Origin of the sequence: Klebsiella variicola, assembly GCF_000828055.2 — a bacterium.
GTDB classification, from domain to species: Bacteria; Pseudomonadota; Gammaproteobacteria; order Enterobacterales; family Enterobacteriaceae; genus Klebsiella; species Klebsiella variicola.
Genome location: NZ_CP010523.2, coordinates 3016871 through 3037703 on the forward strand (window position 1 = coordinate 3016871; position 20833 = coordinate 3037703).

The window sequence follows — 20833 nt, forward strand, 5'->3', positions numbered from 1 at the left end:
AACTTTCAGGCCAGGGCGCAGCATCCCGCCATAAGAGCAAGAGCAATATATTGAATTTTATTAAAATATTATTTATCCGTCTGCTCTGTGGAGTAAGCCATGCGCCGCCACGCCAAACATAACGCGCAATAAACCGCCTGAAATCGCACAGTTCATGAGAAAAATAGCCTCCTCATGCATAAAGCTGACCCGTTTTGGTGCGCCGGCGTCGCCGCCCTGTCGTCAGACTTCACGGCGGGCAAAAAGCTGTTAGGCTGTTAACCACTCTGACGTTCCATTAGTGGCCACCATGTACAACATCGACGACTATGATTTGAAAATTCTCACCCTGCTGCAGGCCAATGGCCGTTTGACCAATCAGGAACTGAGCGATCTCATCGGCCTGTCCGCCTCCCAGTGTTCACGGCGCCGCATCGCCCTTGAACAGGCGCAGCTTATCCTCGGCTATCACGCGCGGCTGGCGCCGGATGCTGCCGGACAGGAAATGCTGGGTCTGATAGAAGTGCGCTTGCTGAATCACACCCCGCAATGCGTGGAGAGCTTTCACCAGATGCTCAGTGAAGTGGACGCCATCCTGGACGCCTGGAAAACCACCGGCGACGCCGATTATCTGCTGCGGGTGACGGTCCCGGACCTGCCCGGTCTGAGCCATTTGATCAGCCATATTCTGGCGCAAAACAAAGGGGTCGCCCACCTGAAAACCGCGGTGATACTCAACCGCCTTAAAGAGAATGGCCAACTGATGCCGGGCCCGGATCGGCTGCGCTGAATCAGGGCATGATGCCCTGCGCTGGTGCAAACGCAGGGTTAGTTAATGCATCACAGTGTGATAATTTGCACGGTTTGCGCAATGGATTGCAGAAAATCGCATGACTTGTGCAATTTTCTCTTTTCGGCATAACAATACGTTAGGCTGAATAGCGTCTGTTTTTTCCGCAAACGATCGCCAGGCCCTCTCCTCTGGTGCGATTTTTGCAAATAAGGACTTATCCTTGTTAACGAAAAGATAGTGCTTATTTATGGATAATATCCTTTCCCCTGAAAAACTGACCCACACCTGGCTGGAGGATACCCTGGCGCTGCTGTTCGGCACGCTGATGATCTCCTTTGGCATTATTTTATTTCGCCAGGCCGGCGCCCTGACCGGCGGAACGGCAGGTATGGCCTTTCTGATCCACTATGCCACCCACCTGCCGTTTGGCGTGGTCTTCTTCGTCATTAACCTGCCTTTCTATTGGCTCTCCGTCCGGCGGATGGGCGCCGCCTTCACGCTGAAAACCTTCTGCGCGGTCGGACTGGTGTCCCTGTTCTCTGACCTGCACGGTTACTTTATCCATGTCGATCGCCTGAACCCCTATTACGCCACTCTCTTCGGCAACATCATGGTCGGCATTGGCTTTGTGGTGCTGTTTCGCCATAAAGCGAGCCTCGGCGGCGTTAATATTCTGGCCCTCTATCTGCAGGACAAAAGCGGCATTCGCGCCGGTAAATTCCAGATGGTGGTTGACGCCTGCATCGTCACCGCCTCGCTATGGGTAGTAAGCCTGCCGATGCTGCTGGTCTCTATCCTCGGCGCCGTGATTTTGAATTCGATTATCGCCATGAACCACCGTCCCGGACGCTACGCGGTGTAATGGCTTCACCTTTGACGGTCATTTCAGGAGTAACCACTGTGTTTCAGAACGTTGACGCCTATGCGGGCGATCCTATCCTGTCGCTGATGGAAGCCTTTCAACAGGATCCCCGGGCAGACAAAGTTAACCTCAGCATCGGGCTGTACTATAACGAGCAGGCCATTATTCCCCAGCTGGAGGCGGTCCGTCAGGCCGCTTACCGGCTGCAGAGTCAGCAGCAAAAGGCCAGCCTTTATCTGCCGATGGAGGGGCTGGCGCCCTATCGCCGTGCGGTCCAGACCCTGCTGTTTGGCGACAATCATCCGGCGTTGCGTGCCGGACGCATCGCCACCATCCAGACGCTGGGGGGCTCCGGCGCGCTGAAGGTGGGCGCTGATTTCCTCAAGCGCTACTTCCCCGACTCCGCGGTCTGGGTCAGCGATCCAACCTGGGAGAACCACGTTGCCATCTTTGCCGGCGCCGGCTTTGAGGTACATACCTATCCCTGGTTCGACAGCGCCACCCGCGGGGTGAATTTCCCCGCTATGCTCGCCGCCCTCCAGCAACTGCCGCCGCGCAGCATTGTGCTGCTTCACCCTTGCTGCCATAACCCGACGGGGGCCGATCTCACCCGCGAGCAGTGGGATCGCGTGATTGAGGTGCTGATCGCCCGGGAGCTGATCCCATTCCTTGATATCGCCTACCAGGGCTTCGGCCGCGGACTGGACGAGGATGCCTATGCCATTCGCGCCATCGCCAGCGCCGGGCTGACGGCGCTGGTCAGCAACTCGTTTTCCAAGATATTTTCGCTGTATGGCGAGCGGGTTGGCGGCCTGTCAGTGGTCTGTGACAATGCCGATATCGCCGGGCGCGTGCTGGGCCAGCTGAAAGCCACCGTGCGGCGCAACTACTCCAGCCCGCCGGGGTTTGGCGCCCAGGTGGTATCGCAGGTGCTCAACGCTCCCGCGCTGAACGCCTTGTGGCAGGAAGAAGTGGAAGCCATGCGCACCCGCATCAGCGCCATGCGCGTCGCGCTGGTGACGGCCCTGCAGGCCGCCCAGCCGGAGGGTGATTTTTCCTATCTGCTGACCCAGCGCGGCATGTTCAGTTATACTGGCTTTAGCACCCGGCAGGTGGACATCCTGCGTGAAGAGCACGGCATTTACCTGATCGCCAGCGGTCGGGTCTGCGTGGCCGGGCTCAACCACGGGAATATTGCGCGAGTCGCCCATGCCTTTGCCGCGGTCTCCACGCGCTAAGCCGCTGTCCCGCGAACCGCGGTTACCCCGCGGCGGGACGACGGTTATTCGCGACGCAGTCGGCGAGCCAGGCGTGTGCCCAGCGTCTGAATGAGCTGGACAATCACAATCAGCACCAGGGCGGTGGTGAGGGTGGCAAAGGCGTCGAAGCGCTGATAGCCATAGGTGATCGCCAGGTCGCCAATTCCGCCGCCGCCCACCGTTCCTGCCATGGCGGTCGCACCAAGCAGGCCGATGGTCGCCGTGGTAAGGGCCAGAATCAGCGACGCTGCCGCCTCCGGCAGCATAAAATGCCAGACCGTCTGCAGGGGGGTCGCGCCCATCGCATCCGCGGCTTCGAGGATCCCCTCATCCACCTCCAGCAGTGAGCTCTCCACCAGCCGGGCAATGTAGGGGGCGACAAAAACGATCAGCGGCACGATGGCCCCCGCGGTGCCGATAGTGGTGCCCACCAGCAGTCGGGTAAAGGGCAGGATCACAATCAGCAAAATGATAAACGGCAGCGAACGCAGCACGTTAATCAGCGGATTCAGCGCCTGATGCACCACCGGGTTGGCCACGATGCCGCCGGGACGGCAAACCACCAGCACAATCCCTAACGGTACGCCGATCAGCGCGCCAAAGCCCAGCGAGACGGCGACCATAATCAGCGTGTCATGCAGCGCCAGCAGAAACTGATCGCCGGTAATGGCGGTATCAATAAGATCAAACATGGGTGATTTTCACTCCTGCATCGGCCAGATGGGTGATGGCGCGGTCGGTTTCGTCAGGCTCGCCGAGGAGTTGCACAATCATAAATCCCAGAATCCGGCCCTGAACTTCAGACATGCTGGCAAACAGGATATTCACCTCGACAGCATACTCGCGGATCAGGTGGTTAATGATCGGCTGCTGCGCCGTCGCGCCGATAAATTCGAGGCGTATAGCCCGGGCGCCGTTATCGCGCTGCAGGAGCGACGCCACCCGCTGCGGCAGACGATCGTGCACCACCGACTGCACGAAACTGGCCGTTACCGGATGCTGCGGCTGGGCAAAGAGGTCGAAAACCGTCCCCTGCTCAACGATACGGCCCGCCTGCATCACCGCCACCTTGTGACAGATTTTCTGGATCACCGACATCTCATGGGTGATCAGTACGATGGTGATGCCATAGCGGCGATTAATCTCCTGCAAGAGCAGTAAGATCTGCACCGTGGTGTGGGGATCGAGCGCCGAGGTGGCTTCATCGCACAGCAGCACCGACGGGTTGGTGGCCAGTGCCCGGGCAATACCGACCCGCTGCTTTTGTCCACCCGACAGCTCATTAGGGTAGCTGTGGATTTTGTCGCTCAGATCGACGAACGCCAGCAGTTCCGCCACCCGCGCCTGGATAAAGGCCTTGTCGCGGCCTTGTAAAATCAGCGGGATGGCGATGTTATGGAAAACGGTTTTCGAATTCAGCAGATTAAAATTCTGAAAGATCATGCCGATATCTTTTTTGATGGCCTGCAGGCGCTGGCCGCTGCAGGCCTGTAGCGGCTCGCCGTTTAACAGCACCTCGCCCTCGCCAGGCGTTTCCAGACGATTAATCAGCCGTAATAAGGTGCTTTTTCCTGCCCCGCTGTAGCCAATAATGCCGAAAATATCGCCTCGTTCAATGCTGAGATTAATATCCTGCAAGGCCAGAACCGGATGTCCTTTCCTGAAAAAGCTTTTACTGACGTGGCGAAACTCTATCATCGCGCTATTCATTTTAAATAATCAGGGAGCAGGTAACCATCATACTGCGGATGGCTGAGAATATATTTTTTGAAATCGGCAGAGTGGTAGCCATCGATAATATCTTTGGCAAACTGCGCCTTCTGATTTTTACCGGCGACGGTCACGACATTAATAAAATGGCTGGTGGCTGCCTCCAGCTTTAATGCCGAGGTCAGGGACATACCGCTGGAGACGGCGAAATTGCCCTGAATCAGGCCATAGTCGACATCCGGCAGAGCGCGAACCTGCTGGGCATTATCCATCTCTTTAAGGACAATTTTGTACGGATTGTCAACGATATTGCGCTGCGAAAAAGTGGCGGGGTCGCTGTCCGGTTTGACTTTCACCCAGCCCAGACTCTGGAGCACCAGCACCGCGCGATATTCGTTCGACGGCTGGTTCGGTACCGACACGACGGTCCCTGCCGCCGGAGTGCCCAGGGTGGTCAGTTTACCGCCGTACAGCCCCATCGGCGGCGTGGGGACCTGCACAATGCCCACGTTATCGATCCCCAGCCGCTCATTGATCGCTTTCAGATATACCGGATGCTGCATAATATTCGCTTCGATATCCCCGCGGGCTACTGCATCATTCACCTGAATACCGTCGCTGAAATCCTTATATTCGATTTTATATCCTTTACTCAATAAATAGGGCGCGACGCCTTTCTCAAATTGCTCTTTATACGGCCCGGGGTTAAAGCCGACGCGAATAAGATGTTCGTCGGCGGCGGCATAAAAAGAGGTGGCCGACAACAGGGCGAGAGTCATCCCGAGCGCAACTGACTTGTTCATAAGGTATTTTCCTGGAAGGTTGGCGATATTGAGCGATTAAATCACAGCCGACTGTGGGTTGTAAGCCAGAACGCCGGATTTCATTTTGCTAATTCCTCATTAACTTTTGCTATATCGACATATCCTAAAAACAAGAATCCTTTGCGTTTTTTGTTATTTAGCCAGGCGCAATAAATCCCTTAAAGATGGCTAATTATTCGTGACTTAAACCGGGAATGTTATGCCTGATTTTACTGCTTCGCCGCTGGTGGACGCGCTGGAAGAGAATCTGTTCAGCCTGCTGGAAAAACTGGCCGCGGAGGTTAACACCGAAGCGCTACCGCTGATCGATCTTTCCAGCGGCAGTCCGGATCAACCCACCCCGCCGGAAGTGATTGACTCGCTGCAGAGCGCCATTCATCGTCGTGAAAACCATGGCTACCCGTCGTTCTGGGGCAAACCACAGGTACGCGAGGCGATCGCCCAGTTCTATCGCCGGCAGTATGATGTGGAACTCGATCCGCACAGCGAAGTCGCCGTGTTTCAGGGTTCGCATATCGGCATTGGCGGCATCCCGCGGGCGCTGCTCAGCCCCGGTCAATATCTGATCTCCACCGATCCCTGCTATCCGATTTACCGCTCGGCGGCGCTGCAGTCCCAGGCCGCGTTTTATGGCCTGCCGCTCAGGGCGGAGAACCATTTCCTCCCGGATTTTAACGACCTCCCCCGGGAGGTGGCTGACAAGGCCGGGCTGGTGGTGCTTAACTACCCGCATAATCCAACCGGCGCCCTCGCCACGCCGGCGCTGTTCGCCAGCGCTCTGCAATTTGCCCGTCGTCACCAGGTGCCGATCCTCCATGATTTTGCCTATGCGGCCATCGGCAGCGCAGCCAGCGATGCGCCGCTGAGCCTCTTCTCCCAGCCCGACGCGAAAGCATGGGGAGTGGAAACCTATACTTTTTCCAAGACCTTTAATATGGCCGGCTGGCGCTTCGGCTTCGCGGTCGGCAACGCCTCGATTATCCGGGCGTTTAAAAAGCTGCACACCCATAGCTACAGCACGGTGTTTGGCGCGATTCAGGATGCGGCGATCGCCGCGCTCAACCTGCCGGCCGAACGGATTGCGCAGCTGACGGCGGTCTATCATCAACGTCGGGAGTGGGTTCTGCGTCGACTGGCTGCGCTGCGCTGGCCGGCGCGTGCCGCACAAGGCACTTTCTTCCTCTGGCTCGGCGTGCCGCCCGGCTACCGTTCGCAGGAGTTTGCCCGCCTGCTGCTGCAGGAAGCGCATATTCTGGTGGCGCCGGGCACTGGTTTTGGCGAAGGGGGTGAAGGGTTTATTCGCATCAGCCTCACGGCAGGCGACGACGCGCTGAGCAACGCGCTGGACCGTCTTGCGCGGCTGGCGCTGTTTTAGTCCGTCGCCGGGAGAAGTGAAAACACGTAACCCTGGCCGCCGGGGGTTACTCCGCTGACGAGTCCATCACCGACAGCACAATTTTGCCCTGCAGACGACCTTGCACCGCTCGCTCGTGCGCCATCTGCGCCTGCGCAAGGGGGAAAACGCTGTCAATCGCCACCCGGATGACCCCGGCGTCCAGCAGGTCGGCAAGCCGGGCGAGCTGCGCGCCGCTGGAGCGTACCTGGGTGGTCGAGACCGTCACTCCGCGCTGTCGCGCCTCTTCCGCCCCGGCAAAACCGAGCGGAAAGACCGGGTACAGCGCGCCGCCGGGCCGCAGGGTACGCAGAAAACGGCCGCTGGCCGGCCCGCCCGGCGCATCAATGACCAGATCCAGGTCACGCACCGCCTCCTCAACGGCAGTGGTCGTATAGTCGATAAAAGCATCGGCGCCGAGCTGACGCAAAAAGGCTTCATGGCGCCCCGCGGCGACGGCAATCACCTCAGCGCCCTGCCACTTCGCCAGCTGTACGGTGAAATGACCAACGCCGCCCGCCGCGCCGTTGACCAGGACGCGTTTACCCGCCAGCGGCGCAGGCCGATGCGGCCCCGGCTGCAGCGGATTCGCCACCTCATGCCCGGGATCGATCATGAACTGCCAGGCGGTGAGGAGTGACATCGGCACCGCGGCGGCCTGCTGATGGCTCAGGGTTAGGGGCTTGCGGGCCAGATCGCTGACCGGTACGCTAACGTACTCGGCGTAAGCGCGGCTGCCCCCTGCCGCCCCTTCGGGAAAACGCGCCATGGCGTACACTTCGTCGCCGACCGCCACCTCCCGGACGTCATCCGCCCGCGCCACCACCACCCCGGAGAGATCGGTCCCGAGGATCAAGGGAAAGCGGACCTCGGGCCGCCATTCCGGGGGCAGCTGTTGATAGCCATCGCGCAGATAGCTGTCCGGTGGGTTCACGCCCACCGCGTGCACCTGCACCAGCACCTCGCCAGCCTGCAACACCGGCAGTGGCGCATCGTCATAGCTCAGGACTTCCGGCCCGCCAAAGGCGTGCTGTTGAACAGCCTTCATCATCTGCGTCGACATCGCTTTCTCCTCATATGGAAATGCGTTATATTTAACGGAGCACTGTTCCGAATATATGGAGCAGTGCTCCGATTGTCAAGGAACGCCAATGAGAGCTGATGCCAGAAAAAATTATGATCTGTTAATCGACGTGGCCCGGGACGTCTTCGTGGAGCAAGGCGCCGAGGCCTCGCTGCGCGATATCGCCCGCCGGGCGGGCGTCGGAATGGGAACCCTCTACCGCCACTTTCCCAACCGCGACAGCCTGCTGGAAGCCCTGCTCCGCAGCCGCTTTGCGGCGCTAACCGCCCGGGCTGAGTCGCTTCTGCTCGCCGCCGATCCTGCCGCGGCGCTGCTGGAGTGGCTGGCCGAGAGCGTGGCGTTTACCCATCAGCATCGCGGGATCATCGCCCCGCTGATGAGCGCCATCGACGATCCTGAGTCCGCCCTGCACAGCGCCTGCGTTGCCCTGCGCGCCGCCGGTACGTCGCTGCTGACCCGCGCGCAGCAGGCCGGGCAGGCACGGCCAGATCTCAGCGGAGACGAACTGTTCGATCTGATTGCCGCGCTTGCCTGGCTACGGGAGCAGCCCTCCCATGCCCCGCGCGCAGAGCGGATTTTAGCGGTGCTGGCCGACGCGATCCTGACTGCCGCCTAGCGGCGGCCAGCCACCGACGAGACAGCACGCCTCGAGAGTGACCGGTACGCCCGCCTTTAACGATTAAACGCCCAGTTGGCCCCGCTGGTCAGCGCCCGCTCGAAGGCGGGACGGCCAGGGCCGGACAGCCAGCCGGCGAAGGTGTGCAGCTGCGGGTGCAGCTGGCGCATGGCGTCGAGGTCGGCGTGCCCGGCCAGCCGCCCGTCGTCCACCAGCCCGGTCAGCTTGTGCAGAAAAGGGCTGGCGGCCAGCACCTCATCGGAAAATCGCGAATAGGGGATCGGCCGTCCCGCCGCCGCGGAGAATAACGCCTCCAGTTGACGGCCGGTCACGCTGTCGCTGGCGATCTCAAACGTCTTGCCGGCAAACCGCGCTGGCGCGGCAAAAACTGCCGCGACTAGATGGCCGATATCCTCCACCGCCAGCACCTGCATCCTCCCCTCCGGCAGCATAAAAAAATGAAAATGACCTTCATCAAGGCCAAAACCGGGCATCACCAACAGCTCCATAAAGGTGGCGGGACGCACGATGGTCGCCGCCAGCGGCAGGCGGCGGATATGCCGTTCAATTTCCGCTTTGGTGTCATAATGCGCTACGCCGGTGGGCGTCTCCCCCGCCGCGCTGCCGGAGCTGTACACCAGATGCTTCACCCCGCACTCGACGGCGAGATCGGCGATGGTTATCCCGTAGCGTACCTCCTGCTCATCGGTCACCGTCCCTCCCGGCGAACTGGGCTGGACGCTGAAGACGCCGTCGACCCCGGCCATTGCCGATCGCATTGCCGCCCGGTCTTCAAAGGTACCCACCACCAGCTCGGCTCCCCGTGCCGCCAGCGCAGCGGCCCCGGCGGAGAAAGGATCCCTGACCAGCGCCCGAACCCGCCAGCCGCGGTGCAGCAGCGCCCGCGCCACCGAGCCGCCCTGCTGACCGGTCGCGCCAAAAACCAACACGCTTTGCGCATTATTCATCACTGTTTCCCCTTATCTGCAGCTTGTTGCCCGGCCTCTCGCCAGCGATAGTCACCTTGCTTATCCTCCTCCAGCCAGCCGCAGGAAGACCCGGCAAAATGCCCGGTGAACCATTGAGCATGATGGCTTGCCCCCCACGCCATCATCTCCCGTCGGGAGGCTTCCGCCTGTCGGGGATCGCCGCAGAACGCTGAATTCCACTGCGGATGGGCAAACTGGAGCGGGGAATGAAGGAGATCGCCGGAGAAACAGGCGTAATCATCTCCGGCGGCGAGGATCAGCGCGGCATGGTCCGGACTGTGGCCGGGGGTGGGCACAAAGGCGATCCGCCCGCCGACCCGCGGCCGGGCCGCCACATCGACGGTTTCCAGCAGGCCGGCCTCGATCACCGGCAGCAGGCTGTCGAGCCACAGCGCCCGGTAGCGTTCGCTGTTTTTCACCCGCGTCAGCTCTTTTGCCGAGCACAGGTAGCGGGCGTTGGGGAACAGCGGCACCCAGCGATCGTCCTGCCAGACGGTATTCCATCCGACATGGTCGGTATGCAGGTGGGTCAGTAGCACCAGGGTCACGTCCTCCGGGTTCACTCCCGCGGCGCGGAGATTCTCCAGATACGGCGTGTTAAGTTGATGATAGAGCGGATTGCCGCCGCGCTCCCGACCGTTGCCGGTGGCGGTATCGATAACAATCAGATCGTGGGGAGTCTGCACCACCCAGCTGTGGATCGACAGCGCAATCGGCTGAATAACGGCCTCCGCCTCCGCTACCGGGAACGCCTGTGGATAGAGCGCCGCCGGCTGCAGGGTAATCTCGCGCTCCGGCACTTTGAAAATCAGGCTATCGCCTGTCTGGTAAGTTTGCATCACACCCTCCGCGCGCATTGCGCTGGTTGATTTATCGGGGTGAGATTCACTATGCTGCCGGGATAACCCACATTCAAATTGATTATCATAATGAAGAAAATCATTGAAAATGATTTTAGTCGTATCGATCTGAATCTGTTGACGGTCTTGATGGTGCTGTACCGCGAAGCGAGCGTCACCCGCACCGCAGAGGTGTTGCACCTTGGCCAGCCGGCTATCAGCGGGGCGCTGAAGCGGCTGCGCGAGATGTTTGACGACCCGCTGTTCGTGCGCAGCGCCAGAGGCATGCTGCCGACGCCGCGGGCGCAAGCGCTGATGACCGACCTGCAGCCGCTGATGGAAAACCTGCATTCGGCGATGTTTGGCGCCGGGGAGTTCGTCCCGGCGCGCGCACAGCAGCTTTTTCGCATCGGCCTCAGCGACTGGAGCGAACACTGGCTGATGCCCCAGCTGTTACCCGGGCTGATGCAGGAGGCGCCCGGGGTCTCACTGCAGTCGATAGCCGCCGACCCCTTCCAGGTTCGCCAGCTGCTGGAGGAGGAGCGCATTGATGTCGCGGTGTCTGTCAACAAACAGAGCCGCGGGGAGGTGGTCAGCGAGCCAGTGATGACCATGGGAGTCACCACTCTGTGGTCGCCGCAGCAGATCCCCTGTCGCGGGCCGCTGTCGGTGAGCGACTTTGTCGCCTGGGAACATGTGATGGTGGCCTATCGTGAAACCGGCCACGGGGAAATAGACCGCCAGCTCGCCAGCCAGGGACTCGCGCGGCGCGTGCGCTTTGCCACGCAGAATTTCTCCACCTTTCCCCTGCTGCTGACCACCCTGCCGCTGTTCGCCACCGTCCCGCAGGGGCTGGCGCAGCGCTGGCAGGCGCAGTACGCGTTGCGTGCGGACGCTCCGCCGGTAGCGTATCCGGAATTTACGCTGTGCATTTTGCGGCACAAACGCCGGGCGCAGGATCCGGCGCTGAACTGGCTGGTGGCGAAGTTAAAACAGGCCATGCGCGGTCAATAACCGGGCCGATGCCCCGGGATCAGGCCTCGCTGAGCGGGGGTTGCAGAACGCGCCTGCTCCAGTCATAAAACGCGCGCACCGCCGGCGGCAGATAGCGGTTTTGCGGATAGACCAGCGACAAGGGAAGATCAGAAGCGGCCTGCTCCAGACAGGCGACCAGCGCGCCGCTCTGCAGATAAGGTTGCGCCAGATAGCTGGCGACGCGGATCAGGCCCAGCCCCTGAATGCCCGCCTGAATGTAGGCATCGGTATCGTCGACCACCAGCGTCTCCTGCATACGGATCGCGCAGTCGCCGTCATCGAGGGAGAAAAGCCAGTCGATGGTCCGCCCGGTACGGTGGTTCAGGTAGCCCACCGCCCGGTGGTGGTGCAGATCGTCGATGCTCTGCGGCCGGCCGTGGGCCGCGAGCCAGGCCGGCGAGGCGAGGACCATCCAGCGGTAGCGAGCCAGAGGACGCGCCACCAGGGTGGTGGAATCTTCGATCCGCCCGGTACGGATCACGCAGTCGAATCCCTCCTGAATAATATCTTCCACGTTGTCGCTTGAGCAGAGGATCAGCTCCAGGTCGGGATACTGCTGCAAAAACTCGCCGATCCTCGGCAGAATGCAGTGGCGGGCAAGGGATTGCGGCATCCCTACCTTGAACCGCCCGGCGGGCTGAGCCGAGCGCCCGGGAAAGGAAGCTTCCATCGCCGCCATCTCGGCCAGCAGCCTTTTACACTCCTCATAATACCGGCGACCCTCCGCCGTCACGCTGAGCTTGCGGGTGGTGCGCTGGAGAAGCTGCGCCCCGAGCCAGGCTTCCAGCTCCTTCACCACCCGCGATACCGTGGAGCGCGGCTGCCCGAGCACCTCCGCCGCACGGGCGAAGCTGTGGGCATCCACAACCGCAACATACAACTGCATGGCATCCAGTCTGTCCATTTCGTACTCCCCCGGCAATTATTATCCCATTATTACGAACAGTCTAACCCGAAATCCTGTTCTTATCGAATGATGCCCGCCCCCCTACACTGAGCCTGTAGCCAGTCAGTACAAGGCTTAACTGAGCAAGGAGTCAAAATGAAAACTGATAATCTTAATCATGAGGAAAAGGTATTGGTGCTGGGAGCAGGACAACTGGGCGCCGCCGTTCTCGATGCGTTGGTGCCTGCGGTGATCCAGCGCCAGGGCACGGTCTCGGTTATCGTCTCGCCGGCGGCCAGGGATGAAGCCGGCCAGCTGCGGTCGGCAAACCATCAGGCGCTGGCCGACGCCGGAGCCACCTTCCTCGCCGTCGACATCGCCGGTAGCGCCATGGAGACGCTGGCCGATCAGTTTCGCGGATTCACCACCGTGATTAACTGCATGGGGTTTGTCGCCGGTCCGGGGACACAGCTGAAAATTACCCGCGCGGTGCTGGCGGCCGGGGTACCCCGCTATTTTCCCTGGCAGTTTGGCGTCAATTACGATGTGGTCGGCAAAGGCAGCGGTCAGCCGGTCTGGGACGAGCAGTACGATGTCCGGACCCTGCTGCGCGCGCAGCGGGCCACGGAGTGGGTCATTGTCTCCACCGGGATGTTTACCAGCTTTCTCTTCGAATCAGACTTCGATGTAGTGAATTTATCCAACCGAACCCTTCACGCCCTTGGCAGCTGGGATACCCAGGTGACCGTCACCTCACCGGCGGATATTGGCCGCCTGACCACGGCGATTTATCTGCATCAGCCGCGGATCGTCAACGAGGTGGTGTTTGTTGCCGGCGAAACGACCTCTTACCGGCAGCTGGCAGATACCGTGGAGCGCGTAACGCAGCAGACGTTCAGCAAAGCCCTCCACACCCTGCCCGCCCTGCTGGAGCAGCTACGGACAGACCCGGATGACGCCATGCTGCGCTATCGCGCCGCCTTCGCCCGGGGGGATGGCGTGTGGTGGCCGATGGGCGACACCTGGAATGCCCGCCACCAGCTGCCGACCCAGGACATTGCCGGCTGGCTGCAGACCGCGCGCTGATTTTCTCTCACAGGACAGAATGACGATGAACAAGTTAATTCCACTGATCGTATTGAGTTGTCTGCTGCCTCTGGCGGCAAATGCCAGAACCATCACCGCCACCGGCGATACCCTGGACCATGCGGAGAGCAAAATCCGCCAGCAGGCCGCCCGCGAGGGCGCGACTACCTATCGCATCACTGAAGCGCGAATGGGCAACAAAGTGCATATCACGGCGAAAATCGCGGACTAAACGACCGGCGTCAGGCTCAGGGATGAGCTGCCGCCTGCCCGCGCGCCAGGTCAGGCGCTCATTTTTTCCCGTCGACGATCGCGGCCCGGCGGCGCGCCGTACAGGCGAGCGTATTCCCGGGTGAACTGCGACACGCTGATATAGCCCACCTCCCCGGCAGCCTGGGCAATGCTCATCCCTTCCGCCAACATCAGGCGGCGGGCGTGGATCAGGCGTAACTGCTTCTGAAATTGCAGCGGCGACAGCGTGGTCATGGCGCGGAAATGACGGTGAAAGACAGAGACGCTCATCCCGGCGGCGTCGGCCAGGGCGTCGACGCTGACTGGCTGCATAAAATCCCGGCGCAGCATCGCCACCGCCCGGCGGATCCGCGCCGAATAGCTGTCTACGGCGCCCAGCGCCCGAATGGCCGGCCCATGGACACTCTGCAACAGCCAGTAATGCAGCTCCCGCCGCAGACCTTCCCCCAGCACCGCCAGCGCCCCCGGTTGTTCAAACAGCCTTGCCAGCCGGTAAGCGGCATCCGTCACATCGGCGTTCATCGGTTCGATACCAACGCGGGGCGCCTCATCCGGCCCTGACGGCCCGGCCTCCTGCAGCTCGCGCAGGATAGCCAGGTCCAGCTCCAGCACCAGCGCGTAATAGGGAAAACGCTGACTGGCCTCGGTGATCTGGCTGGTGGTGGGGACATCCGCGGCAATCACCATCGCCTCGCCCGGGCCATAGTCAAAGCTCGCCAGGCCGGTGGTCACGCTCTTGCGCCCCTGGAGCAGCATGGCCACCAGCGGCCTGGCGATGGCCGCCTGCAGGTCGCCAGGATGCAGGGCCCGCACCAGGGTGATGCCGGGAACCGGGGTAACCGCCACCCCGCTGCTATCGACATGAGCATCGGCAAACCGGCGGCAGAGATCGAACAGGGCGTCGCGCATAAGATCCTTTCAGGCAAGTTTTAAAGCCTGAGTATGCGCTATTTCCCGGGAAAAGGGAGTGAACGGAGAGAAATGGGCAAAAAATAACAAGGATTGGGCAACCCGGTCTGACGCGCGGCCCCTATTGTAGAGCCTCAACATACCAGAGAGGACCGAACATGACTAAGATTGCACTTATTACCGGCGCCAACCGCGGCCTTGGCCGTCAGACTGCACTGGATATCGCCCGCCAGGGTGGGGATGTCATCGTCACCTGCCGCGGCAATCTCGAACAGGCGGAAGAGGTGGTCGCCGACATCCGCGCCCTGGGGCGCAAGGCCATCGCCCTGCCGCTGGATATGGCGCAAACCGCCAGCTTCCCGGCCTTCGCCGACAGCCTCGGCAGCGCGCTGGCCAGCGTCTGGGGGCGGGCCACTTTCGACCACCTGATCAATAACGCAGGGCACGGCGAATTCGCCCCGCTGGCCGAAACGCGCGAAGCGCAGTTCGACGGGCTGTTTAACGTCCACGTTAAGGGGGTATTTTTCCTCGTACAAACCCTGCTGCCGCTGCTGGCAGACGGCGGACGGATCGTTAACTTCTCCTCCGGGCTGACCCGCGTCTCCTATCCTGGCTTCTCCGCCTACGCTGCGGCCAAAGCGGCCGTGGAGATGCTGAGCGTGTACATGGCCCGCGAGCTGGGCGGGCGCGGCATCACCGTCAATACCATCGCCCCCGGGGCTATCGCCACCGATTTTGGCGGCGGGCTGGTGCGGGACGACGCGGGGGTTAACGCGCAGTTTGCCGCCATGACGGCGCTGGGACGGGTGGGCGTTCCTGAGGATATTGGGCCAATGATCGCCAGCCTGCTGCGCGACGATAACCGCTGGGTGACCGCCCAGCGGATCGAGGTGTCGGGCGGACAAACCATCTGACGACTCAGGCTGGCAGGATGTGCTCCAGCGCCAGGCCTGCCAGCCGCACGGTCTCCAGGAGACGCGGCAGACTATCCCCTTCCCGCGCTTTCGCCGACAGGCCAAGCATCAGCGTATCCATATAGTCAGTCACCCGCAGCGCGTCCTGCGGGCGATGGCGGGCGATATACTGCTGGATTTTGGCTCTTGCCGCGGCATGCCATTCGCCAGCCGCCCCTCGGGCGTCGGCATCCTGGCAATGTACCCCCTCCAGCACCAGACAGCCGGCGGCGGCCGGATCGGCCACATAGCGGCGAGCCGCCTCCTGCAGCACGGCGATGAGCGACGCCGCCACCGGCTGGTCGTCTCGCAGCAGGGCGTCGATGGGAATGGCCCCGGTCTGGCTGTAGCGCTGCAGGACGCGGGTATACAGCCCGAGCTTGCTGCCGAAAGCGGCATAAAAACTCGGGGGATTGATACCGAAAGCCTGGGTCAGATCAGCCACGCTCACCGCGTCATAGCCTCGCGCGTGAAAGAGGCGTTGCGCCGTTTCAATGGCCTGTTCCGCATCAAACTGGCGAGGACGTCCCGGAGTACGCCCTGATTTTGTAGTAGTCACTATATTAATCCTTGACAGCCTGTTTTGCCGCAGCATATTGTAATCGTCACTACAATATCATGAGGTACGGGATATGACAGCCTTTCACAACAAATCAGTGCTGGTTTTAGGCGGGAGTCGGGGAATTGGCGCGGCGATTGTCAGGCGTTTTGTCGCCGATGGCGCATCGGTGGTGTTTAGCTATTCCGGTTCGCCGGAAGCGGCCGAGCGGCTGGCGGCGGAGACCGGCAGCACGGCGGTGCAGGCGGATAGCGCCGATCGTGATGCGGTGATAAGCCTGGTCCGCGACAGCGGCCCGCTGGACGTGTTAGTGGTCAATGCCGGGATCGCCATTTTCGGCGATGCCCTCGAGCAGGACAGCGATGCCATCGATCGCCTGTTCCGCATCAATATTCATGCCCCCTACCATGCCTCCGTGGAAGCGGCGCGCCGCATGCCGGAAGGCGGGCGCATTATTGTCATCGGTTCGGTCAATGGCGATCGCATGCCGGTGCCGGGAATGGCGGCCTATGCGGTCAGCAAATCGGCCCTGCAGGGGCTGGCGCGTGGCCTGGCGCGGGATTTTGGCCCGCGCGGCATCACGGTCAACGTCGTCCAGCCCGGCCCTGTTGATACCGACGCCAACCCGGAGAACGGTCCGATGAAAGAGCTGATGCACAGCTTTATGGCCATTAAGCGCCACGGCCGCCCGGAAGAGGTGGCGGGAATGGTGGCGTGGCTGGCCGGTCCGGAGGCGTCGTTTGTCACGGGCGCCATGCACACCATCGACGGCGCGTTTGGCGCCTGATATCCCCGGGCGGCGATGCGCGCTTTGCACCGCCGCCGCGGGAACGTCATCGCCTGTCAGGGATCTTCAGGCCAGGCTGTCGACCGCCATAAAAAAGCGATCTTCGGTAAGCATCAGCCGCGCTTGCGGGGACTGGTGCGCCTTGCGGATCATCCAGCCCTCCTCCGGGGCCAGGCTAAGATAAAACACCTCCCGGGAGCCCGTACCGCCGGGTGTCTCGAGACTCAGCGTCACGATCCCCTTTTCCACACCATCCAACAGCTGCTGCGGCACGATATTGACGCTGCGCTCGCCGTTTTGCAGGCGGATGGTCGGGATATCGTAGCGGCAGATACCGCTGTTGAGACTGTAGCCAAGAGTGCTCAGGTCGTGGAGGTGGCGGGTCGACATCACCACCTCGATACCGGTTCCATCAAACCACTGACTTACCTGCTGAGCCAGCGCCGCCATTTGCTGGCGAAACCTGGCGATATCCGCGGCGGCCGACCCGTCGAGGGCCGCTGTCCGCCGCGGATTTTGCTGTTGCTGCAGTTTCTTAAAAAAACGTTCCCTCGCTGTCACGTTATCTCCCTGTACTGTGGTGAAGATGGTTATCGCCCGTTCGCTGGTTACGAAGATTGAGGGCGAACTGGCGCGATGGCCCCGCCGCAAATGTTTGTTTTCGACGTTACTTCGCCGCTTCAGGCCTGAGCCGTAGCTGGTTGCGTTCGGCAGTAAAAATGCGCGGCTTGTACGGATCCAATTCCTCACGCCCCAGCACCTGCTTCCAGGTATTTCTTTCGGTGTCCGGATGGCGGAACAGGCCGACAACCGCCACGAACGTCGCCTCCGCTTCCAGCGGCATATTCAGACTGGCATCCCCTCCGGGACTGATCACCACATCGCGACTGGCGAGGAGATCGGCGGCGAGCAGAATATCCCCCTCCTCCAGCAGCTGCTGGTAAACCAGCCGGTCAAAGGTCTGGCGATCTTTAAGCTGATAGATGCGCACCACCACCGGTTCAGAGAGCGAGTGATTCTCTCTGGCATCGGTGTTGAGCGCTTCACGCGCGGTAAAGTCCAGATGCAGCGTAGTAATTTTCTTATAAAAAACGGCGTTGAAGGCATTTTTGGTCCCCTCCGAGACGCGCTGGGTGAGCCCGCACCCGCTCAGACAAAGCGCAAGCAGGGGCAGCAGGCAGGCGGTTTTAGTCAAACTTGTACGTAACACGTCGGTTTCCTTGTAGAAAGGTGGCAGGCTGCAGGCCCGTATAGGTACCCAGCTCGGTGGTAAAGGTCTGAGGAATATCGTCCTGACTCTCGCCCTCCCCCACACCCAGCACGCCGTTCATACCGAGCCAGAACGGCTCGTCCCCCAGCGGCGGGGCAGCCAGCAGTCGGGTCGGCGCGGTCAGGGTGATGTTGGCCCGGAATCGCCAGCCGAGGTATACCCGCAGCAGGATGAGAAAGTCCCGAAACAGCGGGCCGTCAGGCTTCCAGCCCTGCGCCTCCGCGGGATTGTCGGTGGTAAGGGCGACGAGGAGCTGGCTGCTGGCGTCCATCGCTTCGTCACCCAGCGGCGTGTTGCCGTCCAGTAAGAAGTCATCATCGCCGTAAAACCCCAGCGGCTGGCTGATCGCCACCGGACGCAGACTGTACGGGCTCACCCTGACGGTGGTCTCCGGGGCCAGCAGGGTGACCAGCGCCTGGATCCCCTGCTGGGTTTGGCCAGGCTGCCGCAGCACGCCAGTTAGCGCCAGAAAGCGCGACGCCGGCGAAGCGATATGCTGCGTCGTGCCGGGGATGCCCAACCCCGCCAGGCCCAGCAGCGACTGCGAGAGACGATCGGTGCCGCCAGGCTCAAAGGTGGCGGGCCAGGAGTATTTCCGCCAGATGCGGTAAAACTGCGTCATGATCCGGTGGCTGAAGATATCCAGTAAGCCCTGCAGCGCTTCATGCCCTTCCCTGCGCTGGGCGATATCATCGAGATATGCCGTCGGGAGCGGCGAATCGACACCGTACAACCCCATAAAGGTGGTGCGAATGACCGGCGGCCTGCTGTCATCGGCCTCATCGTATTCCACGGCTTTCAGTTCGCTGGCGGGAAATCCCATTCCCGGATGCGGGTAAAAACGCACCGGATCGTCAGTTGGATGGCTGGTTCCCCCCATCAGCGGTTGGCCGGGACGCCGCTTTTCCAGAAGCTGGCAGAAGCGGTAAAAATTGATCCGCGGCAGGTCGGCTTCCAGCCGCGGGTTCAGCCGGGAATGCGTCGGCTGTGCTTCTCTTCCCATTCCAGTCGTTCTCCGGTTGGTTGCAGAATGATAATCAGGCGGTTGAACAAGTAGATGTCGGTGTAGAGCGCAAAGAAGCGGCTAAGCATCTCGCCAAACAGGCATATGTCGCCTCGTCCGGCAAAGCCGTGACTGTCGAGGGTGACTTCAATCTGCACGCCGCGCACCAGATGGCCCTGCGCAAAGCGCTCTGTTGCGCGGTGATTCACGTCGAGGATGGCTTCCAGACGCCGACGATTCATCTCGCTGTCGGTCCATTCATACAGCGCCAGGGTGCCGCGCAGGACTTCAGCGTTGTCCATCAGGGAAAGAAAACTGCTGCCCAGATGGCTCAGCACCCGCCAGTGAAAGCGGTCCTGGGCCGGGGGATAGCACGGCAGCGTTGGTGCGCAGAGGTTACGCACCGCGACGCTGGCGGAAGTGGTTTTCATCACCGTATCGAGCACGGTGCTCTGCAGCGCGCGACGCGGCAGCTGGCCGTTGGTTCCGGTGAGGGTCAGCGACAGGCTTTCGTCTTCCGGTACGGTATGATTGTCGAAGGCTTCTCCGCCGACGATAAGCCAGGTGTTGTACAGCCCGGAGGGGCCACGGCGCACCCGGGTATGATAGTAATAGTCCGCCGCGTCATGACGCATCATGCCGCCTTTGTGGCGAAAACTTGAGAACGGCGCGTAAACCTGCTGGTGCGAGGAGATCACGGAATCGACGGTGTAAATTTCGGTGTGGCCGTCCTGCACGCGCATCGGGCGCAGCGGGTATTCGGTCTGCAGGGAATTGATGGTCAGCGGATCGGACTCCAGCGGAAACAGGTTGATCACTGGCACGCAGTGCAGGCGCAGCTGCTTTTCGCTGAAGCGGAAGTCATGTTCCCAGCGTTCCGCCAGCACGACGTCGATTTCAAACCACGCCAGTCCGGCCGGAAAAGCCACCGTCTCCAGCCCGCGCAGATCGATGAACATGAACTTTTCGCGGAAGGTAAAATACTCCAGCAGCAGCTGGTAACCGCGAAAACTGCGGCCATCTTCAGGCCAGAGGCTGTCCTCCTCGCCAAATCCCAGCGCGCTGAAATACCCGTCCAGCGGCCTTCTGTCCACCTCATCGGACATGCGCAGCCACATCCGGGCCACATTGAGGGTAAAGGCCTCGTGCATGGCGCAGGCCAGCGGTGCATCGGCGTTGCAGTAGAGCGGGATATGACTGAGATCGACCCGGCTCCAGTCCGTCAGCTGGCTGCAGGTAAAGCGCAGCGTGATCACCGACCGGCCATCCGTATCGGTGGCCAGCCGGGCGTGCTCAAGAGATAACGGCTGCAGAGCGATCGCTTTGGTGGTGGTGTACCGGCAGCGCGTGCCCTTTTCACCGATCGGCCGGGAAAGCACTTCAAAGCCTTTGGCCATCGTCATCGGCTCTTTCATTTCCGGCCAGTCGGGGGTGAACTCCACGACCGACATCGAGGGAATGGTACGTAAATAATGTGGCCACAGCAGACTGACCACGCCTTCGGTCAGCTCAGGCAGATCGTCATCGAGCTTCTCGCGCATGCGCCCCATCAGGAAGGCAAAACCTTCAAACAGGCGCTCGACAAAGGGGTCGCGGGCGCCCGCTTTGTCGAGATTGAGCATTGCCGCCTGCTCAGGATGAGCACGGGCAAACTCTTCACCCGCTTCCAGCAGGTAGCGCATTTCAGCGTCGTAATAACGCAGGGTTAAATCGTCCATAAATCACCAGAAGAAGTAATATCTTTC

General features: G+C 61.2%; 22 protein-coding genes and 1 pseudogene. 10 read left to right on the forward strand and 13 right to left on the reverse strand.

All coding sequences use genetic code 11. The annotated features are described in order from the left end of the window. Positions 1 to 289 precede the first annotated feature (289 nt). The 3 genes from SP68_RS14205 to SP68_RS14215 all read left to right on the forward strand — a co-directional run bounded on the left by SP68_RS14205 (position 290) and on the right by SP68_RS14215 (position 2872). Positions 290 to 769, forward strand: a complete 480-nt coding sequence (locus tag SP68_RS14205; RefSeq protein ID WP_040968441.1) for an Lrp/AsnC family transcriptional regulator — start codon at positions 290 to 292, stop codon at positions 767 to 769. A gap of 250 nt (positions 770 to 1019) precedes the next feature. Next, complete coding sequence (locus tag SP68_RS14210; protein ID WP_002902402.1) at positions 1020 to 1634, forward strand: YitT family protein; 615 nt, start codon at positions 1020 to 1022, stop codon at positions 1632 to 1634. Positions 1635 to 1672: 38 nt separating this feature from the next. Next, positions 1673 to 2872, forward strand: coding sequence for an amino acid aminotransferase (locus tag SP68_RS14215; RefSeq protein ID WP_040968440.1), 1200 nt, complete (start codon positions 1673 to 1675; stop codon positions 2870 to 2872). A 44-nt stretch (positions 2873 to 2916) separates the two neighbouring features. On the opposite strand, the gene SP68_RS14220 is transcribed toward SP68_RS14215, so the two are convergent. The 3 genes from SP68_RS14220 to SP68_RS14230 are packed head-to-tail and all read right to left on the reverse strand — an operon-like array spanning position 2917 to position 5406. Next, entirely contained in the window at positions 2917 to 3585 is a 669-nt protein-coding gene (locus tag SP68_RS14220; protein WP_004892563.1) for a methionine ABC transporter permease, read from the reverse strand. Then, positions 3578 to 4591 (reverse strand): methionine ABC transporter ATP-binding protein, encoded by a 1014-nt coding sequence (locus SP68_RS14225; protein ID WP_032733457.1) that lies wholly within the window; start codon positions 4589 to 4591, stop codon positions 3578 to 3580. Before SP68_RS14225 ends, SP68_RS14220 begins: the two co-directional genes overlap by 8 nt. A gap of 8 nt (positions 4592 to 4599) precedes the next feature. Next, the gene (locus SP68_RS14230) at positions 4600 to 5406 is read right to left on the reverse strand and encodes a MetQ/NlpA family ABC transporter substrate-binding protein (protein WP_012968382.1); all 807 of its coding nucleotides are present in this window, start codon (positions 5404 to 5406) and stop codon (positions 4600 to 4602) included. Positions 5407 to 5626: 220 nt separating this feature from the next. Here SP68_RS14230 and SP68_RS14235 point away from each other — a divergent pair, with 220 nt between their 5' ends. After that, positions 5627 to 6802, forward strand: a complete 1176-nt coding sequence (locus tag SP68_RS14235) for an aminotransferase class I/II-fold pyridoxal phosphate-dependent enzyme (RefSeq protein ID WP_040968439.1) — start codon at positions 5627 to 5629, stop codon at positions 6800 to 6802. A gap of 46 nt (positions 6803 to 6848) precedes the next feature. On the opposite strand, the gene SP68_RS14240 is transcribed toward SP68_RS14235, so the two are convergent. Further along, positions 6849 to 7883 carry an NADP-dependent oxidoreductase gene (locus tag SP68_RS14240; protein WP_040968438.1) on the reverse strand — a complete coding sequence of 345 codons (1035 nt, stop codon included), beginning with the start codon at positions 7881 to 7883 and terminating at the stop codon, positions 6849 to 6851. A gap of 88 nt (positions 7884 to 7971) precedes the next feature. Between SP68_RS14240 and SP68_RS14245 the strand changes: the two genes are divergently transcribed. After that, complete coding sequence (locus SP68_RS14245) at positions 7972 to 8520, forward strand: TetR/AcrR family transcriptional regulator (RefSeq protein ID WP_038422425.1); 549 nt, start codon at positions 7972 to 7974, stop codon at positions 8518 to 8520. 56 nt (positions 8521 to 8576) lie between these two features. On the opposite strand, the gene SP68_RS14250 is transcribed toward SP68_RS14245, so the two are convergent. Both SP68_RS14250 and SP68_RS14255 read right to left on the reverse strand, forming a co-directional pair. Next, entirely contained in the window at positions 8577 to 9488 is a 912-nt protein-coding gene (locus SP68_RS14250; RefSeq protein ID WP_039103219.1) for an NmrA/HSCARG family protein, read from the reverse strand. Further along, positions 9481 to 10351, reverse strand: a pseudogene (locus SP68_RS14255) (MBL fold metallo-hydrolase). Before SP68_RS14255 ends, SP68_RS14250 begins: the two are co-directional and overlap by 8 nt. 87 nt (positions 10352 to 10438) lie before the next feature. Between SP68_RS14255 and SP68_RS14260 the strand changes: the two are divergent. Next, positions 10439 to 11362 carry a LysR family transcriptional regulator gene (locus SP68_RS14260; RefSeq protein WP_040968436.1) on the forward strand — a complete coding sequence of 308 codons (924 nt, stop codon included), beginning with the start codon at positions 10439 to 10441 and terminating at the stop codon, positions 11360 to 11362. 19 nt (positions 11363 to 11381) lie between these two features. Here the strand turns inward: SP68_RS14260 and SP68_RS14265 are convergent, their stop codons facing one another. After that, positions 11382 to 12287: a LysR family transcriptional regulator gene (locus tag SP68_RS14265; protein ID WP_040968435.1), complete on the reverse strand. Its 906-nt coding sequence runs from the start codon at positions 12285 to 12287 to the stop codon at positions 11382 to 11384. A gap of 138 nt (positions 12288 to 12425) precedes the next feature. On the opposite strand from SP68_RS14265, the gene SP68_RS14270 reads away from it, so the two are divergent. Together SP68_RS14270 and SP68_RS14275 are read left to right on the forward strand one after the other, a co-directional pair. Continuing rightward, positions 12426 to 13355 (forward strand): aromatic alcohol reductase, encoded by a 930-nt coding sequence (locus tag SP68_RS14270; protein ID WP_022066350.1) that lies wholly within the window; start codon positions 12426 to 12428, stop codon positions 13353 to 13355. Positions 13356 to 13380: 25 nt separating this feature from the next. Beyond that, positions 13381 to 13587 (forward strand): YdgH/BhsA/McbA family protein, encoded by a 207-nt coding sequence (locus SP68_RS14275; RefSeq protein WP_004179576.1) that lies wholly within the window; start codon positions 13381 to 13383, stop codon positions 13585 to 13587. 50 nt (positions 13588 to 13637) lie between these two features. Here the strand turns inward: SP68_RS14275 and SP68_RS14280 are convergent, their stop codons facing one another. Then, a complete protein-coding gene (locus SP68_RS14280) occupies positions 13638 to 14516 on the reverse strand; it encodes an AraC family transcriptional regulator (protein ID WP_012968392.1) in 879 nt (292 codons plus the stop codon). Between the two features lie 158 nt (positions 14517 to 14674). Here SP68_RS14280 and SP68_RS14285 point away from each other — a divergent pair, with 158 nt between their 5' ends. Beyond that, positions 14675 to 15430, forward strand: coding sequence for an SDR family NAD(P)-dependent oxidoreductase (locus SP68_RS14285; RefSeq protein ID WP_022066352.1), 756 nt, complete (start codon positions 14675 to 14677; stop codon positions 15428 to 15430). A gap of 4 nt (positions 15431 to 15434) precedes the next feature. Here the strand turns inward: SP68_RS14285 and SP68_RS14290 are convergent, their stop codons facing one another. Further along, positions 15435 to 16028, reverse strand: a complete 594-nt coding sequence (locus SP68_RS14290) for a TetR/AcrR family transcriptional regulator (RefSeq protein ID WP_008805172.1) — start codon at positions 16026 to 16028, stop codon at positions 15435 to 15437. 73 nt (positions 16029 to 16101) lie between these two features. Between SP68_RS14290 and bdcA the strand changes: the two genes are divergently transcribed. Next, positions 16102 to 16815 (forward strand): SDR family oxidoreductase, encoded by a 714-nt coding sequence (gene bdcA, locus SP68_RS14295; RefSeq protein WP_008805173.1) that lies wholly within the window; start codon positions 16102 to 16104, stop codon positions 16813 to 16815. Between the two features lie 66 nt (positions 16816 to 16881). On the opposite strand, the gene SP68_RS14300 is transcribed toward bdcA, so the two are convergent. From SP68_RS14300 to tssF, 4 genes are all read right to left on the reverse strand, one after another. Beyond that, positions 16882 to 17376: a hypothetical protein gene (locus SP68_RS14300; RefSeq protein ID WP_040968434.1), complete on the reverse strand. Its 495-nt coding sequence runs from the start codon at positions 17374 to 17376 to the stop codon at positions 16882 to 16884. Positions 17377 to 17482: 106 nt separating this feature from the next. Beyond that, a complete protein-coding gene (tssJ, locus tag SP68_RS14305; protein ID WP_040968433.1) occupies positions 17483 to 18025 on the reverse strand; it encodes a type VI secretion system lipoprotein TssJ in 543 nt (180 codons plus the stop codon). After that, positions 18003 to 19088, reverse strand: coding sequence for a type VI secretion system baseplate subunit TssG (gene tssG / locus SP68_RS14310; RefSeq protein ID WP_040968432.1), 1086 nt, complete (start codon positions 19086 to 19088; stop codon positions 18003 to 18005). Before tssG ends, tssJ begins: the two co-directional genes overlap by 23 nt. Beyond that, the gene (gene tssF / locus SP68_RS14315; protein ID WP_040968431.1) at positions 19052 to 20806 is read right to left on the reverse strand and encodes a type VI secretion system baseplate subunit TssF; all 1755 of its coding nucleotides are present in this window, start codon (positions 20804 to 20806) and stop codon (positions 19052 to 19054) included. Before tssF ends, tssG begins: the two co-directional genes overlap by 37 nt. Positions 20807 to 20833: the final 27 nt, after the last annotated feature.